Here is a 21,787-nt window from a genome sequence, read left to right on the forward strand (position 1 = left end):
AAAAATATGATTACAATTAAAGAAGTTACTTCTAAACAAGAAATGAAAGCCTTTGTGCTCTTTCCTTTTTCATTATACAAAGACAATAAGTATTGGGTTCCTCCTATTATAAAAGACGAAATTGATAATTTTAATCCTACAAAAAACCCTGTGTTCGAAAATGCAGATGCTCATTTTTTTGTAGCTATTAAAAACAATAAAATTGTAGGGAGAGTTATTGCCATTATTAATTGGTTTGAAGTAGAAAAGCAACAAATTAAAAAAATGCGTTTTGGCTGGTTTGATGTAATTGATGATATTGAGGTAAGTAGAGCTCTTTTAAACAAAGTAAAAGAAATTGGCCAACAAAATAAATTAACATATATAGAAGGACCAGTTGGTTTTAATAACTTAGACAAAACCGGAGTATTAACAGAAGGTTTCGATCATATTGGCACTATGATTACTTGGTACAATCATCCGTATTACAAAGAACATTTAGAACAGTTAGGTTTTGTTAAAGAAAAAGAATATTTAGAAAATAAATTTAAATTTAAAAATGTTGATGGTGTCTATTTTGATAGAATTAGTAATATTTTAAAAAGACGTTTTAAATTAAAAGCACTCGATTTTACCAAAACAAAAGACATCATGCCTTATGTAGATGAAATGTTTGAAGTGTTTAGTGCCTCTTATGCCAAACTATCCTCTTTTGTACCAATTTCTGATGCTCAAATAGCCTTTTTTAAGAAAAAATACATTTCGTTTATCAACCCAGAATACATAAAATTTGTTGTTGACGAACATCATAAACTAGTTGCTTTTGCTATTGTAATGCCTTCTTTCTCTGAAGCTTTACAAAAAGCAAAAGGGAAACTTTTTCCTTTTGGTCTGTTTCATTTATTAAAAGCAAAAAAACATGCAAAAGATGTTACCTTTTATTTAATTGGGGTTCATCCAGAGTACCAAAATAAAGGGGTTCATGCCATTATTTTTGATCAGTACACTAAAACATTTAACAATTTAGGAATTGAAAACTGTATTCGTACACCTGAGTTAGAAGATAATGAAGCTATCAAAAAATTATGGGAAAACTTTAAACCCATCACTCATAAAAGACGTCGAACCTATAGGAAGAATCTTTAGTGAGTTGTGAAAAACTTTGTACCTTTATACTTTATAACATTGCAACTTATATTACATGCAACTCTTTTATAATTCAGAAATAAATTTAGAAACCAAAGAACTTACTTTCGATAAAATAGAAAGCAAACATATTGTTCGAGTATTAAGAAAAAAAGAGGGCGATATTTTAAAAATAACAAACGGAAAAGGGTTTTTATTTGATGTAGAAATTAATTACGCGAACGACAAAAGATGTTCTGCCCGTGTAGTAAATGCAATCGAAAAATTAAAACCTTGGCATTACTATCTTCATATTGCCATTGCACCAACTAAAAATAATGATCGCCTAGAGTGGTTTTTAGAAAAAGCAACAGAAATTGGTATTGATGAAATTACGCCTATTATTTGCGATAACTCTGAGAGAAAAGTTGTAAAAAATGACCGTTTAGAAAAAATTATTCAGTCTGCAGCAAAACAGTCTTTAAAATTTACCTTGCCAAAATTAAATGCTCCTGTAAAATTAAATGCATTTATAAATCAAGAATTTGAGGGTAAGGTTTGTATTGCTCATTGTGAAAACGGAATTAAAAATTCTCTTTTACAGACTATAAATCCCTCTGAAAAAACAACAATTTTAATAGGTCCTGAAGGAGATTTTTCTGTTGAAGAGATTAAAAAATGCCTTCAAAAAAACATGATTCCTATTTCTTTAGGAGAAAGCAGATTACGTACAGAGACCGCTGGATTGGTAGCCGTAAATTCTGTTTCTTTTATCAATCAATAGGTTTTACTATATTGCTAAGGTTAACAATAGTTTGTTTACACTTTATTTTACATACAAAAAAACTACAAATTTCATAAAAACACTCAATCATAAATGCAAAACCAGATAGATATAGATGCCATAAAAATAAACTTTGACGCAAGCGGATTATGGGTTTTAAATATTGCCATTGGAATAATAATGTTTGGGGTAGCACTCGGTATTTCTGTAGACGATTTTAAAAGACTTTTTAAAAATCCTAAAATCCTTTTTGTAGGTGTTTTATCGCAATTTATTTTGTTGCCTTTATTTACATTTTTAGCAATTTTAATTATAGAACCTCATCCTAGTTTTGCTCTAGGAATGATGATGATTGCCGCTTGCCCTGGTGGAAATGTTTCGAATTTCTTCAGTAAAATGGCAGGTGGAAATGCTGCTTTGTCTGTAAGCTTAACAGCATTTGCAACATTAATTTGTATTTTTATGACGCCTTTTAATCTGCATTTTTGGGGTAGTTTGTACGAACCAACAAATGCTATTTTAGAAACAGTAGAATTAAACTGGGTATCACTTTTAAAATTAGTTTCTTTAATTTTAGGGATTCCGCTATTTTTTGGAATGCTCATAAAACATTACCATTCAGAAATGGCTGGCAAAATAGAAAAGGTACTAAAGCCATTATCTATGCTAGTTTTTATTGCTCTTATTTTTGTTGCATTTTCACAAAATTTAGAGGTCTTTGTCAATCATATTCATCATGTTATCTTCTTAGTAATTTTCCATAATATATTTGCTTTTATACTAGGTTTTTACACCGCAAAAAGTTTTGGCTTAAATAAAAAAGACACCAGAACCATTGCCATGGAAACAGGCATACAAAATGGTGGTTTGGGCTTGTTACTAATTTTTGGTTTTTTTGATGGCTTAGGTGGTATGGCATTATTGGCCGCTTTTTGGGGGATTTGGGATGTTTTTTCTGGAATTCTTTTAGCTACTTATTGGGGTAAGAAAAATTCAATTAAAGAAGCATAAAATATGATTCAGAAAATTTGGTTTACACTCGTTTGGTGTTACATTAAAATTGGCTTGTTTTTTTACTCTAAAAAAATAACCGTTTTGGGTAAAAATAATATCCCTAAAAAAGGTGCTGTATTATTTGCGGTAAACCATCCAAACGGATTGGTAGATCCCTTATATGTAACAACCACAAATAGCAGACAGAATCATTTTTTGGTAAGAGCCGCTTCGTTTAAAAATCCATTTATAAAAAAAATACTCGCCTCTTTGTACTTAATGCCAATTTATAGAATTAGAGACGGTATTAAACAGCTTTCTAATAACGAAGAAATTTTTAATAAATGCCATCAAATCTTACACAAAGGAGAAACATTAATGATTTTCCCGGAAGGTAGCCACGACAAAAAAAGAACCATAAGACCTTTAAGCAAGGGATTTACAAGAATTGTTTCTGGTGCATTAGAAAAATACAAAAATTTAGAAATTACAGTGATACCTGTAGGAATAACCTACCAACATCCGTCTCATTTTCCTGCTAAAGTTACTGTAAATTATGGCAAACCAATTTTAACTAGAAAAATTTTTGAAGAGAATACCTCTCCAAAAGCTATCAACATTTTAAAAGAAAAAGTTAGCAACCAGTTACAAGAACTAAGTGTTCACATACCAGACGATGAAAATTATGCTGGAATTTTACAAAAACTAACAGCTGCTCAAGTTAACTTTACTGAAGTTTCTGCTGTAAATAAAATGATTAAATCGAATTCATTTTCAGAGAAAAAGACACTCAAAAAAAACTATTTAAAACCTCTTTACTATTTAATTATTTTGAATAGTATTTTTCCTTACCTCATTTGGAAACAAGCCTTAAAAAAAATTGATGAAATTGAATTTATAGACACTTTTAGATTTAGTTTAAACCTATTTTTATTTAGTTTTTTTTATTTTCTTCAAGGAAGTATTGTTGGCTATTTTTACGGTACTTTAGTTGGTGTTTTTTACATAACACTTTCTGCCCTATTAGTTGTAATGTATGTAAAGTTTGCACCTACAAATGCGCTTGAACATAAAGAATTTACTGAAGCTAGCAAAAAGGCATAGCCCAGATTGAACGGTTTGTTTAAGCTCTCACGCTTTTTTGCGTGAAGCGAGTAGTGAAAGCTGGAAATAGCTTCTAAAAAAACTAATTATCTAAAATAGCTTCTTGAATAATTTGCTGAATTTCTGTTCTCATATTACTATTTACCAATCCTTTATTTGTCATTGTTGGATAGGTTCTGTTGGATAGAAAAACATACACAAGACCACTTTTAGGATCGGCCCAAGTGTACGTCCCTGTAAAGCCAGAGTGCCCAAAACTTTCGTCTGAAACACAACCACAAGTAGCTTTTACATCAGGATTTAGTTGTGGTTTATCGAACCCTAAGCCTCTACGGACATTGTTTTCAGAAAAATAACGGTGATTAAATTTGTTTAAAGTTGTTGTTTTTAAGTAACGTTTGCCACCATAATACCCTCTTTGTAAATACATTTGCATCATTTTTGCAACATCATTTGCATTTGCAAACAAACCTGCATGCCCGGCTACACCACCCAACATAGCCGCCCCCATATCATGCACATAACCATGTATAACTTGGTTGCGGTAATAGGTATCTATTTCTGATGGTACTATTTCTTTTTTGTAAAATTTTTGAAGTGGCAAAAAACTGGTTCTATTGGCACCCAATGATTTATAAAAATATTCGTCTGCTAAAATATTTAGAGGTTTTTGGTAATTATTTTCTAACATTTCTTTAAATAAATAATACCCTAAATCGCTGTATTTATAACCTTCAGTTTCCCTTTGATCTACATTTTTAATGTATTTGTAAATACTATCTTTATAAGAGTTTTTTAAGTATAAGTTTTCGGCAACTTTAATTGCTTTCTTTCTTGTTTTCTTTGTGGCATAAAGTGAGGTCAAATTTTTATGGGTTACACTATCTTGAGTGGCAATATAAAAAGGAATCCAAGCTTTTAACTGCCCCGTATGAGAGAGTATTTTTTTTACAGAAACAGCTGCCTTATTACTATTTTTAAAATTTGGTAATAAACGGCCAATACTATCATTTAAAGATATCTTATTATCTTCTTCTGCTTTCATTATTAAAGGTAAAGAAGCTAATATTTTAGTAAGAGACGCTAAATCGTAAACATCTGAGTTTTTTACAGATCTAACTTTCTTATCTGTATGATATCCATAGCTTTTTTGAAGTACTACTTTGCCATTTCTTGCTACCAACACCTGAAAACCTGGTGCCATTTTATCTTTTAAAATGATTGCCGACAAAGAATCTATTTTTTCTAATTTTTTAGAAGATAAATTAACAGCTTCTGGTATGGTATAAGACAACCTGCTTAAATTTGAAGTAGAAAGACCTGTACCTTCTAAAAACTCTTTTCTTATAGAAACTGGTAATTTTCCTTTTGCCTCAAAAGCACCAAAAATTAACTGCGCAGAAAGCTCTTGAGAAATTTTACTGTTTTGATAAGAAACAACAATACTTTCTATATTTGTAAATGATTTTATTTGCAAAAGGCTGTACGGACTTGCAAAAACATTTAAAATTACATTTTTGTGGCGTGCAATTTCTTGCAACCAAACTAACTCTTTATTAGTGAATTTATAGCTTTTCCACGGATTTAAATTCGATTTATGAAACCCGACTATTACCATATTATATGGCTGTAATTTTTGTATTAATGTATTTAAATTAGCGTCAGACACCTTGGTTATTTTGGTATAATTTTGCACCATTTCATAAAAATGAGCGCCAGAATCATCACCCAACTCTACATACGCAATTTGCTGCTTCTCTAAATTTCTAACTGGTAAATTTTCTTTAGTATCTTTTACAACTGTAATTGCATTTTTAATCAATTCTCTGTGCAATAACTCGTCTTCTATAGTATTTAAGTCTTCTGTAATATTATTTATTTCTATGGCTTTGTAACTATGTAAACCTGCCCAATATTTTGCTTTTAAAATTTTACGAACAGAAAAATCGATTCTTTCTTCTGTTAGCGTTTTTAATTCTAACGCTTTTTTAATCAAATGAATTGTTGCGGGTACATCTTGCGGAATTAACAACAAATCATTACCAGCAAGAATTGCTGCTAAATCTATTTGAGATGATGATGCGTAATTTGCAGCGCCTTTCATGTTTAAACCATCGGTAATTATTAGCCCTAAAAACCCCAGTTCTTGTTGCAACAAATCGGTTACTACATTTTTAGATAAAGAAGTTGGCAAATTAGAATTAGCTTCTAAACTAGGAATACTTAAATGCGCCGTCATTACACTTGCAATACCAGCATCAAATACTTTCTTATACGGATATAATTCTATAGAATCTAAGCGGTTTCTATCAAAATTTAATACCGGTAAGGTATGGTGAGAGTCTGTTGCAGTATCTCCATGACCCGGAAAGTGTTTGCCATTTGCCAAAACACCTTCACTTTGCATGCCTTGTGTAAATGCAATTGCTTTATCCGTTACATTTTGTTTACTTTCTCCAAAAGATCGGTTTCCAATAATAGGGTTTTCTGGGTTTGTGTTAATATCTACAACGGGTGCAAAATTAATATGAATGCCCAAACGCTTGCAATGCTTTCCTAAATGTTGCCCAAATTGTCTTACCAAAGAATCATTTTTAATGGCACCTAAAGTCATGTTCCAAGGAAACCTGTAGGTGTTTTTTAAACGCATATCTAACCCCCATTCTCCATCAAAACCAATTAATAAAGGATACTTTGCCGCAGCTTGATACTTATTGTTTAATGCTGCTTGTTTTTCTGGGGTTCCTTGCATAAAAATTAAATTACCAACATGGTATTTGGTAATCAATTCTGTAATAAAATCTTCATGCTTTTTATCTTTATTAGAATAGGCTTGTACCATAAAAAACTGACCAATTTTTTCATCTAAGGTCATGTTTTTCAATATACTATCTACCCAAACAGTCTGTGCTTCAGCATCTTTGGCAATTAAAGGATCTACGCTTTGCGCATTTAAATTACACACAAAACACAACAACACAATTATAAGTAACTCTTTTTTCATCTTTTTCAATCAACTTTTTTTGGGCGTTTAAACAGGCTTTCCATTCTATCTTTTTATGCAAAAAAGCAATAAAAAGGATGCCATTTCAATCCTTAACGCAACCTATCTGTAAACGTATTTCAATTTTAAAAATATTTTTTATACCAAAAAGCGTTTGTGCCAACTCTCTTGTGCTGGTAGCTCCCATTGGTTTTCAAATTCAGCTTTGGTATTTACCATATTATTAAAAACAATAGTTTCTGCAGTAATTTTTTTCTCTTTAGCAAACTTTTGAAAGTCTGATAACTTAACCACATTAATAGAATTGTTATCTTTAAAAGTAACATTTAACTTGTTCATTAAATCTACTTCTAATTCGTTTTCTATCTCTTTAATAAAACGCACAGAACTATCTATAGAACAGCCAGAAACATTGTTAAAACTTTCATCTACTGCCAATACCAAAAACTGATTATACTTGATAACAAAAGAGCCTTTTAAATCATCTCCATGTCGCGTCCATTGATTGATAAAATCTGCTGCCTTCTCAGAAATTACGTTTATTTCATTCTCTGTAAGAATTCTATCTGCTTGATAAACCCAAACACGAGAATTATCGGGTAAATTTTTATATGCTGTAAACATTATTGTTGTTGGTTTAAATATGTTAAAAAAACTAGATTGATTGTCATAAAATCTTTACAATTTTATGGGAATAACATATTAGTTTTATAACTGTTTTTTTTTGCTTTTATCTTAAATTAAATTTCTGCTGTAATGCGGCTAACTTTTCGCCATCTGTCATTTTCTTTTTTGGCGGATTCATTCTTTCTTTTATCTGCTTTAATACCTTTTTGGTGTATAAAGGAAAGTCTGCATTTTGCATCCAATTATAATACCCAGGGTTTTCTGTAAAAACATCTTCAACGGTTCTTCCTTTATACTTTCCGAAAGAAAAAATTTCTTGCTTTTTATCATTCATCAAAATAAAACCAGCAAAATCAGCTCGTTGTCCGTGGGTAGAATATTCACTTAAAGCATCAACCGTATTTTCTATGTCTTTATACTTATCTAATTGTGCCAATAAAATCTCGTAAGTTGCATTGGTATCTGCCTCTGCACCATGAGCTCCTTCTAACTCTTTACCACAATAAAACTGATAGCCTGCGCTTAAAGTTCGTTGTTCTTTTTTATGAAAAATAACTTGTACATCGATTGCTTTTCTGTTTTTCATATCAAAATCGATGCCAGCGCGCATTAATTCTTCTGCCAATAAAGGAATATCGAATCTGTTAGAATTAAAACCTGCCAAATCTGCATCTGCAATCATTGTATTAATTTCGGGTGCCAATTCTTTAAAAGTAGGTTCTGCAGCTACTTTTTCATTAGTAATACCGTGTACATCAATTGTAGCTTGGGGTATCGTTATTTCTGGGTTTACCAACCACGTTTTACTCTCTTTATTTCCGTTTGGGTGTACTTTTAAAATAGCTATTTCTACAATTCTATCTACAGCAATATTTACTCCTGTGGTTTCTAAATCGAAAAATACAATCGGTTTTGTTAAGTTTAAATTCATCTAATTTGTTTTAATTTTAATTCCGAACTAGAAATCTACTATTCTAGTAATATAAAGCTATTCGTTATTTAATTGTTCTTTAAAATCTGCAACTTGTATTTGTAATTTTGCAGAAAGTGTAGGTTCTTTAAAATTATATTTTTCTAATTCTTTTAAAACGATTGATGCTAAAAGCAATCTAGCCGTTGGTTTATCATCCGCAGGTAAAACAAACCAAGAGGCATTTTCTTTAGAGGTTCTGTTTAACAAGTCTTCGTAGCAAAACTGATATTTTTCCCACAACTTTCGTTCTTTTAAATCTCCTGAAGAAAATTTCCAATTCTTTTCAGGTATATTCAACCTTCTTAACAACCTGTTTTTTTGCTCTTCTTTAGATAAGTTTAAAAAGAATTTTAACACAATAGTACCACTATCTGTAAGATGTTTTTCGAAATTATTAATTTTTTGCATTCTATCATGATAAAATGCATCATCTAAGTCTACCAAACTATTAACATTTGGTATGTTTTCTGCAAACACATAACTTGGGTGAACTCTAGTTACCAATACGTTTTCGTAATGCGTTCTATTAAAAACACCTATTTTACCTTTGGCTGGTAATACTATATAATGACGCCATAAAAAATCGTGCTTCAACTCTAATTCGGTAGGTACTTTAAAACTGTGTACTTCTACCCCACGAGCATTCACATCTTTAAAAACCTCTCTAATTAAGCTGTCTTTTCCAGAAGTATCCATTCCTTGCAAACAAATTAACATACTGTGTTTGCCTTCGGCATACATAGTATCTTGTAGTTTGCTTATTTTTTTTCTTATTTTTTTTAGCTTTTTCTTTGCATCATTAACCACTTCTTTGGTCTTAAAATCAGATAGTTTTATGGTGGTTGTTATTCTGTACATTTGTTTTTTCTTTCTCATTTTAAATAATTTTTAAATTTAAAAAAAATAAAATATTTAAATCTTAATTTTAAGAGAAACTTATTTATTTTTTAAAGTCTAAATTTCAGTATTTTTGCGGTATGGTAAAAGAAATTCAACTTCGGGTAAATTTAATAGAAGAACGCAAAGAAAATATTCTGCTGCAAAAAGCTTCTAAGAATTTGGCTATTGATCAAAAAGAAATTTCTGCTGTAAAAATTTTACGTAAATCGATTGATGCACGTAAAAAAGACATTATTTTTAATTATAAAGTGGCGGTTTATATTAATGAAAGTGTGCCAGAAAAATCTGATTATATTTTTGATTATAAAGATGTTTCTAAGGCTAAAGAAATACATATTATTGGTTTTGGGCCGGCAGGTATGTATGCCGCTTTGCGTTGTATCGAATTAGGCTATAAACCTATTGTGTTAGAACGCGGTAAAAACGTACAAGAAAGAAGACGAGACCTTAAAGCAATTAATCAAGATCATATTGTTCATGAAGATTCTAATTATTGCTTTGGCGAAGGTGGCGCTGGCACCTATTCTGATGGTAAACTATATACAAGAAGCTTAAAACGTGGAGATGTAAGACGTATTTTTGAAAACCTAGTTTATCATGGCGCTACCGAACAAATTTTAATTGATGCTCATCCACATATCGGAACCAATAAGCTACCCAAAATAATAGCAAATATTAGAGAGAATATCTTAAAATTTGGTGGCGAAATCCATTTTAATACAAGAGTTGTAGATTTTACAATTAAGAACCATAAACTAAAAGCAATTCAATTGCAAAACGGACAAGAAATGGCAGTGAATTCTGTTATTTTAGCTACCGGTCATTCTGCAAGAGACATATACGAATTATTACATAAAAAGAAAATTGCTTTAAAAGCTAAATCTTTTGCAATGGGTGTTCGAGTAGAGCATCCGCAAGAAATAATAGATCAAATACAATATCATTGTACATCAGAAAGAGATGCACTTTTACCGGCTGCAGCTTACAGTTTGGTTCATCAAGTAAACAATAGAGGTGTGTATTCTTTTTGCATGTGCCCAGGTGGTTTTATTGTACCTGCTGCTACCTCAAACGGCGAAGTAGTGGTCAATGGAATGTCGCCAAGTAGACGAAACAATAAATTTGCAAATTCTGGAATTGTTGTAGAATTAGATATTGATAAAGATTTTAAGAAATATGAAGCATTCGGAGCGTTAAAAGGATTGGAATTTCAAAAAGATTTAGAAAAAATTGCCTTTTATGCTGGTGGTAGATCTCAAGCTGCACCTGCACAAAAATTAGTCGATTTTGTTGATGGAAAATTATCATCAGACTTAAATGAAACCTCTTACCAACCAGGGTTAAAATCTGCACCAATGCATTCTTTATTGCCTAAAATTATTGGTAGTAGACTGCGAAAAGGGTTTGCCGCTTTTGGACAAAAAATGCATGGCTATTACACAAATGAAGCAAATATTATTGGGGTAGAATCTAGAACATCATCACCAGTAAACATCCCTAGAAAAGAAAACTTAGAACACGTAGAAATTCAAGGGCTTTTTCCTTGCGGAGAAGGTGGTGGTTATGCAGGCGGTATTGTTTCTGCCGCTATGGACGGCGAACGTTGTGCAGAAGCAGCTATTGCAAAAATGTAATAATTTTTTGCTATAATTGAATAACTATGTCTAATTTTACTGACTATTACACTATATAAATGAAAATAACTATTGGCCGTATTGATAAAGCAGATTTTCCTGAATTATCTCTTTCAGATATTGATGTAAAAATTGATTCTGGCGCCTATACATCTTCTATTCATTGTTCTGATATTAAAGAAATAATGGTAGATGGTAAAAAACACTTATGTTTTAAATTACTAGATCCAAAGCACTTATTGTACAGCAATAAAGAGTTTATATTTAAAAATTATTCAAATAAAAAGGTAAAAAGTTCTAACGGAATCTCTGAAAAGAGGTTTTTAATAGAAACATCAATTATAATTTTCGATCAAATTTTTTCAATTCATTTAACATTAAGTGAGCGTAAAGAAATGAAATTTCCTATATTGTTGGGAAGAAAATTTTTAAGCACAAAATTTGTGATTGATACCGCAAAACAAAATCTATCACATAAATTAAAATCAAATAAATGAGAATTGTAATTTTATCTAGAAACCCCAAATTGTATTCAACAAAAAGATTAGTTGAAGCTGCAGAAAAAAGAAAACATGAAGTTTTTGTGGTCGATCATTTAAAATGCAATATCGAAATAGAAAAAAGAGCTCCTAAAATTCACTATAAAGGTGAATATCTAGAAAACATAGACGCTATTATTCCTAGAATTGGTGCGTCGGTAACATTTTATGGTACCGCGGTTATAAGACAATTTGAAATGATGAAAGTCTTTACTGCCGTATCTTCTATGGCATTAACAAGATCTAGAGACAAATTAAGCAGCCTACAAATTTTAGCAAGAGCTGGTGTTGGTTTACCAAAAACTGTTTTTACAAATTACACAAAAGATGTAGAACATGTAATAGCTTCTGTTGGTGGTACTCCACTTGTATTAAAACTTTTAGAGGGTACACAAGGCTTAGGTGTTGTTTTAGCTGAAACTAAAAACGCAGCAACCTCTGTATTAGAGGCCTTTAACGGATTGGGTGCACGCGTTATTGCTCAAGAATTTATTAAAGAAGCTGGTGGTGCAGATATTAGAGCATTTGTGGTTGATGGTAAGGTAATTGGTGCTATGAAACGTCAAGGAAAAGAAGGAGAATTTAGATCTAATTTACACAGAGGTGGTAATGCTACCGTTATAGAATTAACCGACGAAGAAGAAAAAACAGCGCTAAAAGCAACCAAAGCATTAGGTTTGGGTGTTGCTGGTGTAGATATGTTACAATCTTCTAAAGGCCCTTTGGTATTAGAAGTAAACTCTTCGCCAGGCTTAGAAGGAATAGAAGTTGCAACTGGTAAAAATATTGCAAAAGAAATTATTAGATATTTAGAAATTCATGTCGAGTAAGAGACCTTTTATTCTTTTAGGGAAAGAAATTCCTAAAGGAAAACGAACTGTTTTAGATTTAAAAGTTGCAAAATTACATACAAGAACCACTGTCAATGTTCCTGTAATTATAGAACGTTCTCAAAAACCTGGTCCGGTTGTACTCTTGTTAGCTGGTATTCATGGAGATGAAACTAACGGAGTTGGTATTGTTAGAGAAATTATAAGCCTTGGCTTAAACAAACCTAAAAAAGGAACCATTATCTGTATTCCGGTTTTTAATATCTTCGGATATTTAATACAAACACGAGAATTTCCGGACGGTAGAGATTTAAATAGAATGTTTCCTGGTTCTGCAAACGGCTCTTTAGCGAGCCAATTTGCTTATCAATTTACAAAAGAAATTGCACCTTTTGTAGATTACATTATCGATTTTCATACAGGTGGCGGCGAGAGAGATAATATTGCCCAAATTAGATGTATCAAAGAAGATAAAAAAGCACTAGACTTGGCAATAGTATTTAACCCTCCGATGATTGTTTATTCTGAGAACATAAAAAAATCTCTAAGAGAAACTTTTAACAAACTCGGAAAAACAATTTTACTTTTTGAGGGAGGAAAATCGAAAGAATTAAATCCTACAATTATCAATGAAGGCGTTAATGGTACAAAAAACGTATTGATTCATTTAGGCCTAATTGATGGAGAAATTACAGTAAAAGAAAGACCTTTTTTTGTTGATAAAACAAAATGGCTAAGAGCACAACACTCTGGAATGTTAAAAATTAAAATTGTAAACGGTAGCTTCGTTAAAAAGAAAGAAGTTTTAGGAGTCATACAAGATCCGTTTGGCGAATTTAAAAAGAAAATTTATGCTCCTTTTAATTGTCATGTATTTTGTATAAATAAAACACCTATCGTTAATAAAGGAGATGCATTATTTCATTTAAGTATAGATAATTAGTAGACTTTCTTGAAATTTGATTTTACACAAAAACCATTTTAATTCTTTAAAATGGTTTTTGTTTTTTGTGAAATTAGTATCTTACATCCATTAATAATAACTAAAATAGCAACAATTTACTCCCCCATTAAAACACTTTATTATGATAAAAAAGCTGGTTCTATTTCTCTTTATTTCTGCAAACTTAACAGCACAAACTGATGCTAAAATCTATGAAATAATTGATGCTATTTCTGCAAAAAGCATAAAAAATACAGTAAAAACTCTTACAGAATTTGGCACAAGAAACACTTTTTCTGATACCATTTCTAATACTCGTGGTATTGGAGCTGCAAGAAGATGGATTAAATCTGAATTCGAAAATATTTCTAAAGAATGCAACCAATGTATTGAAACATTTTATCAAAAAGACTTTGTTTCTAAAGAAGGAAACAGAAGAGTACCTCATGATGCTTGGGTTGTAAATGTTGTTGCAATTCAAAAAGGAACAAAATTTCCAAACAGATATGTTATTATGAGTGGCGATATAGACTCTAGAGCAAGTAACACAATGGATTACACAACTGATGCACCAGGAGCAAATGACAATGCATCTGGAATGGCCGGAACCATAGAAGCAGCAAGAGTACTAAGCAAATATCAATTTGACAGCAGCATTATTTATCTTGGCTTATCTGGTGAAGAGCAAGGCTTATTTGGCGGTGCTGGTTTTGCTAAGTATGCGGCTAAAAAAGGTTGGGACATTATTGGTGTATTAAATAATGATATGATTGGTAATATTAAAGGCGTAGATGGTGTAATTGACAATAGATCTTTTAGAATTTTTTCTGAACCAGTACCTGCAAATGAAACAGAAAAAGAACGAAAAATGAGACGTTTTTATGGTGGTGAAGTTGATGGAATCTCGAGACAGCTTGCAAGATACGTTTACAAACAAACCAAAACATATATGCCAGAAATGAACCCAATGATGATTTATAGATTGGACAGGTTTGGAAGAGGCGGGCATCATAGACCATTTAACGACTTAGGGTTTGCAGGAATTAGAATTATGGAAGCGCATGAAAATTACACACAACAACACCAAGATATTAGAACCGAAAACGGTATTTCTTATGGTGATACTTTTGAGCACGTAAATTTTGAATATGCCAAAAAATTAACAGCCGTTAATGCAATAACTTTAGCTGGTTTGGCATGGGCACCACCAAGCCCAAAAGAAGTTGCTATTGGCGGAATTGTAGAGGCCAATACTAAGTTAAAATGGAATGCTGTTAAAGCTGCTAAAGGATACAAGGTTTACTGGAGAGATACCACTTCTCCTACTTGGGATAACTCTAGATTTGTAAAAGAAACCACATGTACACTAAACGGAATTGTCATTGATAACTTCTACTTTGGTGTTGCATCGGTTAATGAAAATGGGCATGAGAGTGTGATTGTTTTTCCGAATAAAATTTGGAGGAAATAATAAAACATACAAAACACTTATATGCCAGAATATTTAAAAATCTAGCACTAATTTATTATAAGGTGAAATTATTAATCGATAAGAATAATCAATAGCTTTATTTACTTAATTAAAAGTATTACTATTATATTTGAGAATAAAACTAATAATTATGAAAAATATAATCTTTATTACTTTCGTTTTAATTTTCAATATTTCATTTTCTCAAAATGATTTAAACTTATTTTATAACCAGCATGATTTTAAGGATGTTCTTGAAAACACGTATAAAAACACAAATACAACACAAGCAGACCAGCTGCTAAAAATAAATACAATTCACCCTTCGAATAACTCTGAAGGGAAGTTTCCGCTCTACACGATTGCAGAATCAGATCAAAAAAAGATGAAGATAACTTTTATGAATAAAAAATTAGTAGATGAAGTTGTAAATAAAAACACTAAGAAGCAATCTGATTTTATAGACAAATTGATAGTTAAAATAATTAAAGACAAAAATATTGAATTATCAGATTTTTATGAATCAATAGATTTTAATGGTGATAAGAATCTTGATGCTTATAAAAACAATACAGAGAATATTAATAAACTGATAATTGCTTATAAATTATTAGAAGATGTTAATTTACAAATAGGAAATGATATCGAAAATAGGATGAATAAATTACTTAAAACAGATATAGACAAAACACTAAATAGTAGTCTTAATTTATTAGTTATCAATTTTTAATCACAAAAAAATGGCATCTAAATTAATAGATGCCATTTTATTATACTTTGTAAGAAATTACAAGCCACTAATAAAATTGCCATACGGGTCTTTAAATTGAGTACCCTCTGCAAAACGAAACTTACTAAGTTTTTTAAACTCTACAAGCGCCCAAAGAATAAATTCTTTTACAAAATATGCATCTTCAGTAAGCATATTCGGTTGGTACTTCTTTAAAAAATCATTTAGCGGTGTAACTTTATCCAAAGCTTTCTTATAAGTTTCATCTGTGTAATCATCTAGTAACTCAAAATCTTCGTCAGCATTAAAAAACCAAGAAATAATAGCATCATAAGGTGTTTCTGTTTCTTGTTTTTCTAACTTTTTTATCTCAGGAAAAAATGTAGGAAACAGTGATTTTATCGCTTCTTTAATTAAACTCTCTGCTACAAACTGAGCACCCTCTTGTTCACCTTCATAAACTAATTCTACTTTACCGGTAATGGCAGGAATAATTCCGTCAAAATCACTTAATCGAATCATGGTTTTATCATCACCAGAAAACAAAGCACGTCTTTCTGCAGTACTTATAAGGTTTTCATAGGCTGCAATGCTTAAACGAGCACTTACACCACTTTTTGCATCAATATATTGACTATCTCTGGCCTCGAAAACAATCTGCTCTAAAAGGTCTTTTGCTAGTTCGGGTACTTTTATAAAATCTTTTTGATTGTTAATTTTTGTAGCTTCTTGTTGGGTAATTAGTTTAGCTGTTTCTATATCTTCTGGATAATGAGTAAGTATTTGAGAACCAATTCTATCTTTTAAAGGTGTTACAATACTACCTCTATTGGTATAATCTTCTGGGTTTGCGGTAAACACAAAATGCATATCTAAAGGTAAACGTAATTTAAAACCTCTAATCTGAATATCTCCTTCTTGTAAAATATTAAAAAGCGCCACTTGAATTCTTGCCTGTAAATCTGGCAACTCATTAATTACAAAAATACACCTATTCGCTCTTGGTATCATACCATAATGAATAACACGATCATCTGCATAAGACAATTTTAAATTAGCTGCTTTTATTGGGTCTACATCACCAATAATATCTGCAACAGTTACATCTGGCGTAGCTAATTTCTCTGCAAAACGTTCTGATTTATGTAGCCAAAATATTGGTGTTTTATCTCCCTTTTCTTTTATCAACTCTACTGCAAATCTAGAAATTGGATTCAACGGATCATCATTAATTTCAGAGCCTTCTACTACCGGAATATATTCATCTAACAAATCTACCATTAATCTTGCTAAACGAGTTTTTGCTTGCCCTCTTAAACCTAATAAGTTTATGTTATGCTTACTTAAAATAGCTCTTTCTAACTCTGGAACAACGGTATTTTCATAACCATGAACACCTTTAAAAACGGTTTCTTTATTCATTATTTTGGCGATAAGATTCTCTCTTAACTCCTCTTTAATAGACTTTGATTTGTATCCAGATTTAATAAGTTCGCCTAGTGTTTTTATTGTATTTATTTTCATCTATAATTTATTGTGTAGTATGATTGTATTGTCTTTTTATAAAATTGAAATCTATAAGATTTATTAACCCTTTATTCGTTTTTTTCTATTGGTTTCGTAGTCTTCAAAAATCATTTCTCCTAAACCTTTTAGTCCTGTATAAAATGCTTTGCCTTGGTTCGCCTTTGTAAAAGCTTTAACAAACTGCATTAAATAAGGGTCTTGTGCAATCATAAAAGTAGTAATAGGAATGTGTAATTTTCTTGCTTGTTGCGCCATGGCATAACACTTATTTACAATATACGTATCTAAACCATTACTGTTTTTATAATATTGACCATCTGGTAATTTTAAGCAACTCGGCTTACCATCTGTAATCATAAAAATTTGCTTGTTTGTATTTCGTTTTCTACGAAGTAAATCCATAGCTAATTGCAAACCAGCTACTGTATTTGTATGATATGGTCCTACCTGTAAATATGGTAAATCTTTAATTTCTATAGGCCAAGCGTCGTTACCGAAAACAATAATCTCTATTGAATCTTTCGGATATCGAGTAGTTATTAATTCAGAAAGTGCCATCGCAACTTTTTTGGCAGGTGTAATACGGTCTTCTCCATACAAAATCATTGAGTGACTAATATCTATCATTAAAATAGTACTCATTTGACTTTTATGCAGTGTTTCTTCAACTACTAAATCATTTTCCCTAAGGTTAAAATTATCGATACCATTATTAATTTGTGCATTTCTAATGCTTTCTGTAACCGAAACTTTGTCTAAAGAATCACCAAATTGATAGGCTTTAAAGTTTCCTGTATGCTCATCTCCTAACCCAGAAGATTTTGTTTTATGATTGCCTGTACCACTCCTTTTAATTTTACCGAAAATATGATTTAATGCTTGCTGCCTAATAGCTCTTTCTGTTTTTGAAGTAATGGTAGTTGCCCCTGTGCCATCACTTTTAATTTCTTCTTTAATGTAGCCTTTTTTCTTTAAATCTTCTATAAAATCATCAATCGTATAAGTATCATCTGTTAATTGATATTCTTTATCTAAAGATCTTAACCAATCAATAGCTTCATCAAAATCGCCTGAAGTGTGGGTAATTAATTCTTTAAAGATTTCGAATAATTTCTCAAACGGAGACTGACTTTCTTCCTTAAAAGTTTTAAAAACAAATCCTCTTCTTTTTGTGTTATCTTTCATCAGCCTAAAAATATGAATTCAATAAATAATTTTTAGCTAATTTACATTAGTTTATCAAATGTTTCAATAGATTTGTTTTATAAATTTTAAAAATAATTAAACAAAATAAAAGTAACTTTACGCTATGGCTAAAATTTTAATTACCGGAGGAAGTGGATTAATTGGTAAAAGGTTAACTGAAATATTAAAAAACAGCAATCATACCATATCTATTTTAAGCAGAAACCCTAAAAAAACGCATGAATTTAAGTGGGATATTTCTGCTGATTTTATTGATAAAGATGCTTTAATCAATACGGACTACATCATTCACTTAGCTGGCGATGGCATTGCAGATAAGCGTTGGTCTTCAGATAGAAAAACCGAAATTATTGACAGTAGAGTAAAAAGTGCAAATCTATTATTCAAAAAAATTAAAGAATTAAATATACCCTTAAAAGGATTTATTTCGGCATCGGGTAGTAATTATTATGGTGCTAAAACTACTACTAATATTTACCAAGAAACAGATGCAGCAGGAACCGATTTTTTAGGTGAGGTATGTGAAAAATGGGAGGCAGCAGCAAATGAATTTAAAAGTCTAAACATACCGGTTACCATTTTAAGAACAGGGGTTGTTTTAAGTAAAAATGGTGGCGCTTTAGATAAAATGAAAACTCCCATCATTAGCCCTTTAGGCAAAGGCAATCAATACATGCCATGGATTCATATTGATGATTTATGTTATCTATATCTAAAAACAATTGAAGATAATTTAGAGGGCATTTACAACAGTGTTTCTCCAGAACAACATACTAATAAAAGTTTTTCTAAAATACTTGCTAAAACTATAAATAGACCATATTTACCTATTTCTGTGCCTTCTTTTTTATTGAAAATAGTATTTGGAGAATTGGCAATCATTCTTTTGGAAGGAAGCCAATTGTGCACAAAAAAAATTACAAAAGTATATGATTTTAAATATGCCAGTTTAGAAGAAGCTTTAAAGCATTAGCTAAAACTCATCATTACTTTTAGGTTTATAAACAAAAAAGCGAAAAGGAAATCCTTTTCGCTTTTTAATATATTTTTTTTAAATCCTAAAATGTAGAAGTTATATTAAGACTTACTTCACTCCATGTTTTAGAAACACCATCTGCACCTTTATGAAGTTCTTTACAAACAACATTTAAAGAGTTTAATGCCTCTAAAGCATTCCAATTTGCAACATCCATCTTTGCTTTCATGGAAAAAGTATTTGCAGCTATTGTATAAATAAAAGGTACTTTATTGGTAATACCGTTCATTTTAATATTTGCATAACCAGTAGAATCGTTTTCAATTACTAGTTTTCCAGAAAGTAGTTTTGTAGCATCCATAACACTAAAAAAGAATTTTTTAATCTTATAATCTCTACTGCTATCTTTGGTAAAAAGACTACTCACAGGAATCGAAAATTCTGTATTATGAATTGCTTCTTTAATAGAATTTCCTTCTCCGTTTGCAGTAATATTTACTTTTTTAAATTGACCACCAACAGGCACTTTATCTGTTGTTTTGTATGCCGTAAAATTGATTTCATTTTTTGCACTCTCTAAAGAAAATGCAGCATTACTTTTTTTAACAACTACTTCTTTAACAGAGGGTGTAGTTTCTTTTTTTTCTGATTTACAAGAAAAAGAAATTACAGATACAACGAACAAAAATGATAGGGAAATACTTTTTTTCATGATATTATTTTTTACTATTTAAAACTGTTTCAGCTAATTTAATATATTCTTTTTTTGCTTCTTCGGATGACATTCCGTTTAATTGAACCCATGCATTAAACTTAAAAGCACTTCTTACACTACTAACTTTGGTAGATGAAAATTTATTGCCATAATTTGCCTGCTTGTAATATGCATAAAATTTAAGCATTATATCTGGCGCAATTGCTTTTCTTAATGTAGATATTTTATCAAAAGCATCGTTAAATGCGATATCTAAATTGGGAACCATAATTCTTATTTTTCTGCGATAATTTGGGTACCACCTTTAACTTTATCACCTAAAGAAACATTTAATTTTGTTCCTATTGGTAAATATAAGTCTACTCTAGAGCCAAATTTTATAAAACCTGCATCTTCACCTTGTATTACAGACGATCCTTCTTTAGCATAATTAACAATTCTTTTTGCCAATGCACCTGCAATTTGTCTGTAAAGAACTTCTCCAAAAGTTTTATTTTCTAAAACTATAGTAGTTCTTTCATTTTCTGTAGATGCTTTTGGGTGCCAGGCAACTAAATATTTACCCGGATGATACTTACTATATTTTACAACTCCGCTCATTGCATATCTTGTAACATGTACATTTATTGGTGACATAAATATTGATACCTGTAATTTTTTTTCTTTAAAATATTCTGGCTCTTCTACTTCTTCAATAACCACTACTTTACCATCTACTGGTGCAACTAAAACAGCATCATTTAATGGCGCTATTCTTTTAGGGTTTCTAAAAAACTGTAAAATGATGATTAAAAAAGCTAGTATTAAAATCTGAATTGCCTTCACCAACCAAGGTAAATCTATTAAATTTTCGGCCAATAAAATACCCGAAATAGATATAAAAAGCGCAATAATAATTATTTTATATCCTTCTTTGTGAAAACGTATCATACTTAAATTATAAAATTAATATACAAATATACAAACGGTGCTGCAAAAAGCAAACTATCTAAACGATCTAAAATACCACCATGACCTGGCATAATAGTACCACTATCTTTTATATTGGCTTGCCTTTTAAATTTTGATTCTACTAAATCGCCTATAGTACCAATAACACTTACTATAAGGGCTATCATTAACCAATTAATAAGTGTAAAATCATTATTAAAAACACTAATTATATAGGCAGATATTAAGGCAAAAATAAGTCCACCAACAAAACCTTCTCTTGTTTTTTTTGGAGATACAGACTCGAAAAGTTTAACCTTTCCGAAATTTTTACCCACAAGAAAAGCAAAACTGTCATTTACCCAAATCATCACTAAAATAGCTATGATTAAATTAGGGTTGTAATTGCCTTTATAAAGTGGCAATAAAATCAGAAAAAGCATTGAAAATAAAACGTATCGAATCAAAAGACCAGACTTAGATCGATCATTAGAAAAAACAATTTCTTTTTTTAAAAATAAAGAATACATTAAAGAAACCGAAGACAATATTGTAATCATTAAAATAATTACTATGGCATAACTATCGGGTCTTTTAAGCATTAGATACAAGCTTAAACCGAAAAATACGTAGCCAATTATCCCTTTAAAATTGATTAATTTAGAAAATTCCCAAATACAAATTAAGGCAAATAAAGCAGTAAGTGTTATGTACGATTCTTTAGAATAAAGAATTGCAGATAAAAAAAGTAATACGTAAATTATGCCTGAAAAACTCCTTCTTAAAAGGTTACTCAT

Annotated in this window: 21 protein-coding genes; 11 read left to right on the top strand and 10 right to left on the bottom strand. The window is 30.8% G+C overall.

Annotated features, from left to right (window positions below; translation table 11 throughout):
• The first annotated feature begins 6 nt into the window (after window positions 1-6).
• From Q0678_RS07440 to Q0678_RS07455, 4 genes are all read left to right on the top strand, one after another.
• The gene (locus tag Q0678_RS07440; protein WP_299056072.1) at window positions 7-1,125 is read left to right on the top strand and encodes a GTP cyclohydrolase; all 1,119 of its coding nucleotides are present in this window, start codon (window positions 7-9) and stop codon (window positions 1,123-1,125) included.
• A gap of 55 nt (window positions 1,126-1,180) precedes the next feature.
• Complete coding sequence (locus Q0678_RS07445) at window positions 1,181-1,888, top strand: 16S rRNA (uracil(1498)-N(3))-methyltransferase (protein ID WP_299056075.1); 708 nt, start codon at window positions 1,181-1,183, stop codon at window positions 1,886-1,888.
• A gap of 93 nt (window positions 1,889-1,981) precedes the next feature.
• A complete protein-coding gene (locus tag Q0678_RS07450; protein WP_299056078.1) occupies window positions 1,982-2,899 on the top strand; it encodes a bile acid:sodium symporter family protein in 918 nt (305 codons plus the stop codon).
• A 3-nt stretch (window positions 2,900-2,902) separates the two neighbouring features.
• Window positions 2,903-3,985 carry a lysophospholipid acyltransferase family protein gene (locus tag Q0678_RS07455; RefSeq protein ID WP_299056080.1) on the top strand — a complete coding sequence of 361 codons (1,083 nt, stop codon included), beginning with the start codon at window positions 2,903-2,905 and terminating at the stop codon, window positions 3,983-3,985.
• A gap of 82 nt (window positions 3,986-4,067) precedes the next feature.
• On the opposite strand, the gene Q0678_RS07460 is transcribed toward Q0678_RS07455, so the two are convergent.
• The 4 genes from Q0678_RS07460 to Q0678_RS07475 all read right to left on the bottom strand — a co-directional run bounded on the left by Q0678_RS07460 (window position 4,068) and on the right by Q0678_RS07475 (window position 9,465).
• A complete protein-coding gene (locus tag Q0678_RS07460) occupies window positions 4,068-6,989 on the bottom strand; it encodes a glycoside hydrolase family 3 N-terminal domain-containing protein (RefSeq protein ID WP_299056083.1) in 2,922 nt (973 codons plus the stop codon).
• A 138-nt stretch (window positions 6,990-7,127) separates the two neighbouring features.
• Entirely contained in the window at window positions 7,128-7,613 is a 486-nt protein-coding gene (locus Q0678_RS07465) for an ABC transporter ATPase (RefSeq protein WP_299056087.1), read from the bottom strand.
• A 106-nt stretch (window positions 7,614-7,719) separates the two neighbouring features.
• Complete coding sequence (locus Q0678_RS07470; protein WP_299056089.1) at window positions 7,720-8,547, bottom strand: 3'-5' exonuclease; 828 nt, start codon at window positions 8,545-8,547, stop codon at window positions 7,720-7,722.
• Between the two features lie 57 nt (window positions 8,548-8,604).
• Window positions 8,605-9,465, bottom strand: a complete 861-nt coding sequence (locus Q0678_RS07475) for a PPK2 family polyphosphate kinase (RefSeq protein ID WP_299056091.1) — start codon at window positions 9,463-9,465, stop codon at window positions 8,605-8,607.
• Between the two features lie 101 nt (window positions 9,466-9,566).
• Between Q0678_RS07475 and Q0678_RS07480 the strand changes: the two genes are divergently transcribed.
• From Q0678_RS07480 to Q0678_RS07505, 6 genes are all read left to right on the top strand, one after another.
• The gene (locus Q0678_RS07480) at window positions 9,567-11,123 is read left to right on the top strand and encodes an NAD(P)/FAD-dependent oxidoreductase (RefSeq protein WP_299056094.1); all 1,557 of its coding nucleotides are present in this window, start codon (window positions 9,567-9,569) and stop codon (window positions 11,121-11,123) included.
• A 59-nt stretch (window positions 11,124-11,182) separates the two neighbouring features.
• Window positions 11,183-11,620 (top strand): RimK/LysX family protein, encoded by a 438-nt coding sequence (locus Q0678_RS07485; RefSeq protein ID WP_299056097.1) that lies wholly within the window; start codon window positions 11,183-11,185, stop codon window positions 11,618-11,620.
• The gene (gene rimK, locus Q0678_RS07490) at window positions 11,617-12,492 is read left to right on the top strand and encodes a 30S ribosomal protein S6--L-glutamate ligase (RefSeq protein WP_299056100.1); all 876 of its coding nucleotides are present in this window, start codon (window positions 11,617-11,619) and stop codon (window positions 12,490-12,492) included. The genes Q0678_RS07485 and rimK overlap by 4 nt, the downstream gene beginning before the upstream one ends.
• Complete coding sequence (locus Q0678_RS07495; protein WP_299056102.1) at window positions 12,482-13,435, top strand: succinylglutamate desuccinylase/aspartoacylase family protein; 954 nt, start codon at window positions 12,482-12,484, stop codon at window positions 13,433-13,435. The genes rimK and Q0678_RS07495 overlap by 11 nt, the downstream gene beginning before the upstream one ends.
• A 142-nt stretch (window positions 13,436-13,577) precedes the next feature.
• Window positions 13,578-14,906 (top strand): M28 family metallopeptidase, encoded by a 1,329-nt coding sequence (locus tag Q0678_RS07500; protein ID WP_299056105.1) that lies wholly within the window; start codon window positions 13,578-13,580, stop codon window positions 14,904-14,906.
• 151 nt (window positions 14,907-15,057) lie between these two features.
• Complete coding sequence (locus Q0678_RS07505) at window positions 15,058-15,636, top strand: hypothetical protein (RefSeq protein WP_299056107.1); 579 nt, start codon at window positions 15,058-15,060, stop codon at window positions 15,634-15,636.
• Between the two features lie 57 nt (window positions 15,637-15,693).
• Here the strand turns inward: Q0678_RS07505 and Q0678_RS07510 are convergent, their stop codons facing one another.
• The gene (locus Q0678_RS07510) at window positions 15,694-17,160 is read right to left on the bottom strand and encodes a magnesium chelatase (protein ID WP_299056109.1); all 1,467 of its coding nucleotides are present in this window, start codon (window positions 17,158-17,160) and stop codon (window positions 15,694-15,696) included.
• 63 nt (window positions 17,161-17,223) lie between these two features.
• On the bottom strand, window positions 17,224-18,348 hold the full coding sequence (locus tag Q0678_RS07515; RefSeq protein ID WP_299056111.1) for a VWA domain-containing protein: 1,125 nt from the start codon (window positions 18,346-18,348) through the stop codon (window positions 17,224-17,226).
• Window positions 18,349-18,472: 124 nt separating this feature from the next.
• Between Q0678_RS07515 and Q0678_RS07520 the strand changes: the two genes are divergently transcribed.
• A complete protein-coding gene (locus tag Q0678_RS07520; protein ID WP_299056113.1) occupies window positions 18,473-19,342 on the top strand; it encodes a TIGR01777 family oxidoreductase in 870 nt (289 codons plus the stop codon).
• 85 nt (window positions 19,343-19,427) lie between these two features.
• Here Q0678_RS07520 and Q0678_RS07525 read toward each other — a convergent pair whose 3' ends face one another.
• From Q0678_RS07525 to Q0678_RS07540, 4 genes are read right to left on the bottom strand one after another with little or no spacing between them, the layout of a single operon-like run.
• Entirely contained in the window at window positions 19,428-20,057 is a 630-nt protein-coding gene (locus tag Q0678_RS07525) for a YceI family protein (protein ID WP_299056115.1), read from the bottom strand.
• Window positions 20,058-20,061: 4 nt separating this feature from the next.
• On the bottom strand, window positions 20,062-20,328 hold the full coding sequence (locus Q0678_RS07530; protein WP_299056118.1) for an acyl-CoA-binding protein: 267 nt from the start codon (window positions 20,326-20,328) through the stop codon (window positions 20,062-20,064).
• Between the two features lie 5 nt (window positions 20,329-20,333).
• A complete protein-coding gene (locus Q0678_RS07535; protein ID WP_299056121.1) occupies window positions 20,334-20,990 on the bottom strand; it encodes a phosphatidylserine decarboxylase family protein in 657 nt (218 codons plus the stop codon).
• A gap of 2 nt (window positions 20,991-20,992) precedes the next feature.
• On the bottom strand, window positions 20,993-21,787 hold the full coding sequence (locus Q0678_RS07540; RefSeq protein WP_299056124.1) for a phosphatidate cytidylyltransferase: 795 nt from the start codon (window positions 21,785-21,787) through the stop codon (window positions 20,993-20,995).

Origin of the sequence: uncultured Polaribacter sp., assembly GCF_947497125.1 — a bacterium.
Classification (GTDB): Bacteria; Bacteroidota; Bacteroidia; order Flavobacteriales; family Flavobacteriaceae; genus Polaribacter.

What these genes read in the sequence shown, in the direction of transcription:
- Q0678_RS07445 (WP_299056075.1), top strand. Translation starts at nt 1,181, where the DNA reads ATGCAACTCTTTTATAATTCAGAAATAAATTTAGAAACCAAAGAACTT.
- Q0678_RS07520 (WP_299056113.1), top strand. Translation starts at nt 18,473, where the DNA reads ATGGCTAAAATTTTAATTACCGGAGGAAGTGGATTAATTGGTAAAAGG.
- Q0678_RS07475 (WP_299056091.1), bottom strand. Translation starts at nt 9,465, where the DNA reads ATGAGAAAGAAAAAACAAATGTACAGAATAACAACCACCATAAAACTA.
- Q0678_RS07500 (WP_299056105.1), top strand. Translation starts at nt 13,578, where the DNA reads ATGATAAAAAAGCTGGTTCTATTTCTCTTTATTTCTGCAAACTTAACA.
- Q0678_RS07465 (WP_299056087.1), bottom strand. Translation starts at nt 7,613, where the DNA reads ATGTTTACAGCATATAAAAATTTACCCGATAATTCTCGTGTTTGGGTT.
- Q0678_RS07455 (WP_299056080.1), top strand. Translation starts at nt 2,903, where the DNA reads ATGATTCAGAAAATTTGGTTTACACTCGTTTGGTGTTACATTAAAATT.
- Q0678_RS07480 (WP_299056094.1), top strand. Translation starts at nt 9,567, where the DNA reads ATGGTAAAAGAAATTCAACTTCGGGTAAATTTAATAGAAGAACGCAAA.
- Q0678_RS07440 (WP_299056072.1), top strand. Translation starts at nt 7, where the DNA reads ATGATTACAATTAAAGAAGTTACTTCTAAACAAGAAATGAAAGCCTTT.
- Q0678_RS07485 (WP_299056097.1), top strand. Translation starts at nt 11,183, where the DNA reads ATGAAAATAACTATTGGCCGTATTGATAAAGCAGATTTTCCTGAATTA.
- Q0678_RS07470 (WP_299056089.1), bottom strand. Translation starts at nt 8,547, where the DNA reads ATGAATTTAAACTTAACAAAACCGATTGTATTTTTCGATTTAGAAACC.
- Q0678_RS07540 (WP_299056124.1), bottom strand. Translation starts at nt 21,787, where the DNA reads ATGAGTAACCTTTTAAGAAGGAGTTTTTCAGGCATAATTTACGTATTA.
- Q0678_RS07535 (WP_299056121.1), bottom strand. Translation starts at nt 20,990, where the DNA reads ATGATACGTTTTCACAAAGAAGGATATAAAATAATTATTATTGCGCTT.
- Q0678_RS07515 (WP_299056111.1), bottom strand. Translation starts at nt 18,348, where the DNA reads ATGAAAGATAACACAAAAAGAAGAGGATTTGTTTTTAAAACTTTTAAG.
- Q0678_RS07505 (WP_299056107.1), top strand. Translation starts at nt 15,058, where the DNA reads ATGAAAAATATAATCTTTATTACTTTCGTTTTAATTTTCAATATTTCA.
- Q0678_RS07525 (WP_299056115.1), bottom strand. Translation starts at nt 20,057, where the DNA reads ATGAAAAAAAGTATTTCCCTATCATTTTTGTTCGTTGTATCTGTAATT.
- Q0678_RS07510 (WP_299056109.1), bottom strand. Translation starts at nt 17,160, where the DNA reads ATGAAAATAAATACAATAAAAACACTAGGCGAACTTATTAAATCTGGA.
- Q0678_RS07495 (WP_299056102.1), top strand. Translation starts at nt 12,482, where the DNA reads ATGTCGAGTAAGAGACCTTTTATTCTTTTAGGGAAAGAAATTCCTAAA.
- Q0678_RS07530 (WP_299056118.1), bottom strand. Translation starts at nt 20,328, where the DNA reads ATGGTTCCCAATTTAGATATCGCATTTAACGATGCTTTTGATAAAATA.
- rimK (WP_299056100.1), top strand. Translation starts at nt 11,617, where the DNA reads ATGAGAATTGTAATTTTATCTAGAAACCCCAAATTGTATTCAACAAAA.
- Q0678_RS07450 (WP_299056078.1), top strand. Translation starts at nt 1,982, where the DNA reads ATGCAAAACCAGATAGATATAGATGCCATAAAAATAAACTTTGACGCA.
- Q0678_RS07460 (WP_299056083.1), bottom strand. Translation starts at nt 6,989, where the DNA reads ATGAAAAAAGAGTTACTTATAATTGTGTTGTTGTGTTTTGTGTGTAAT.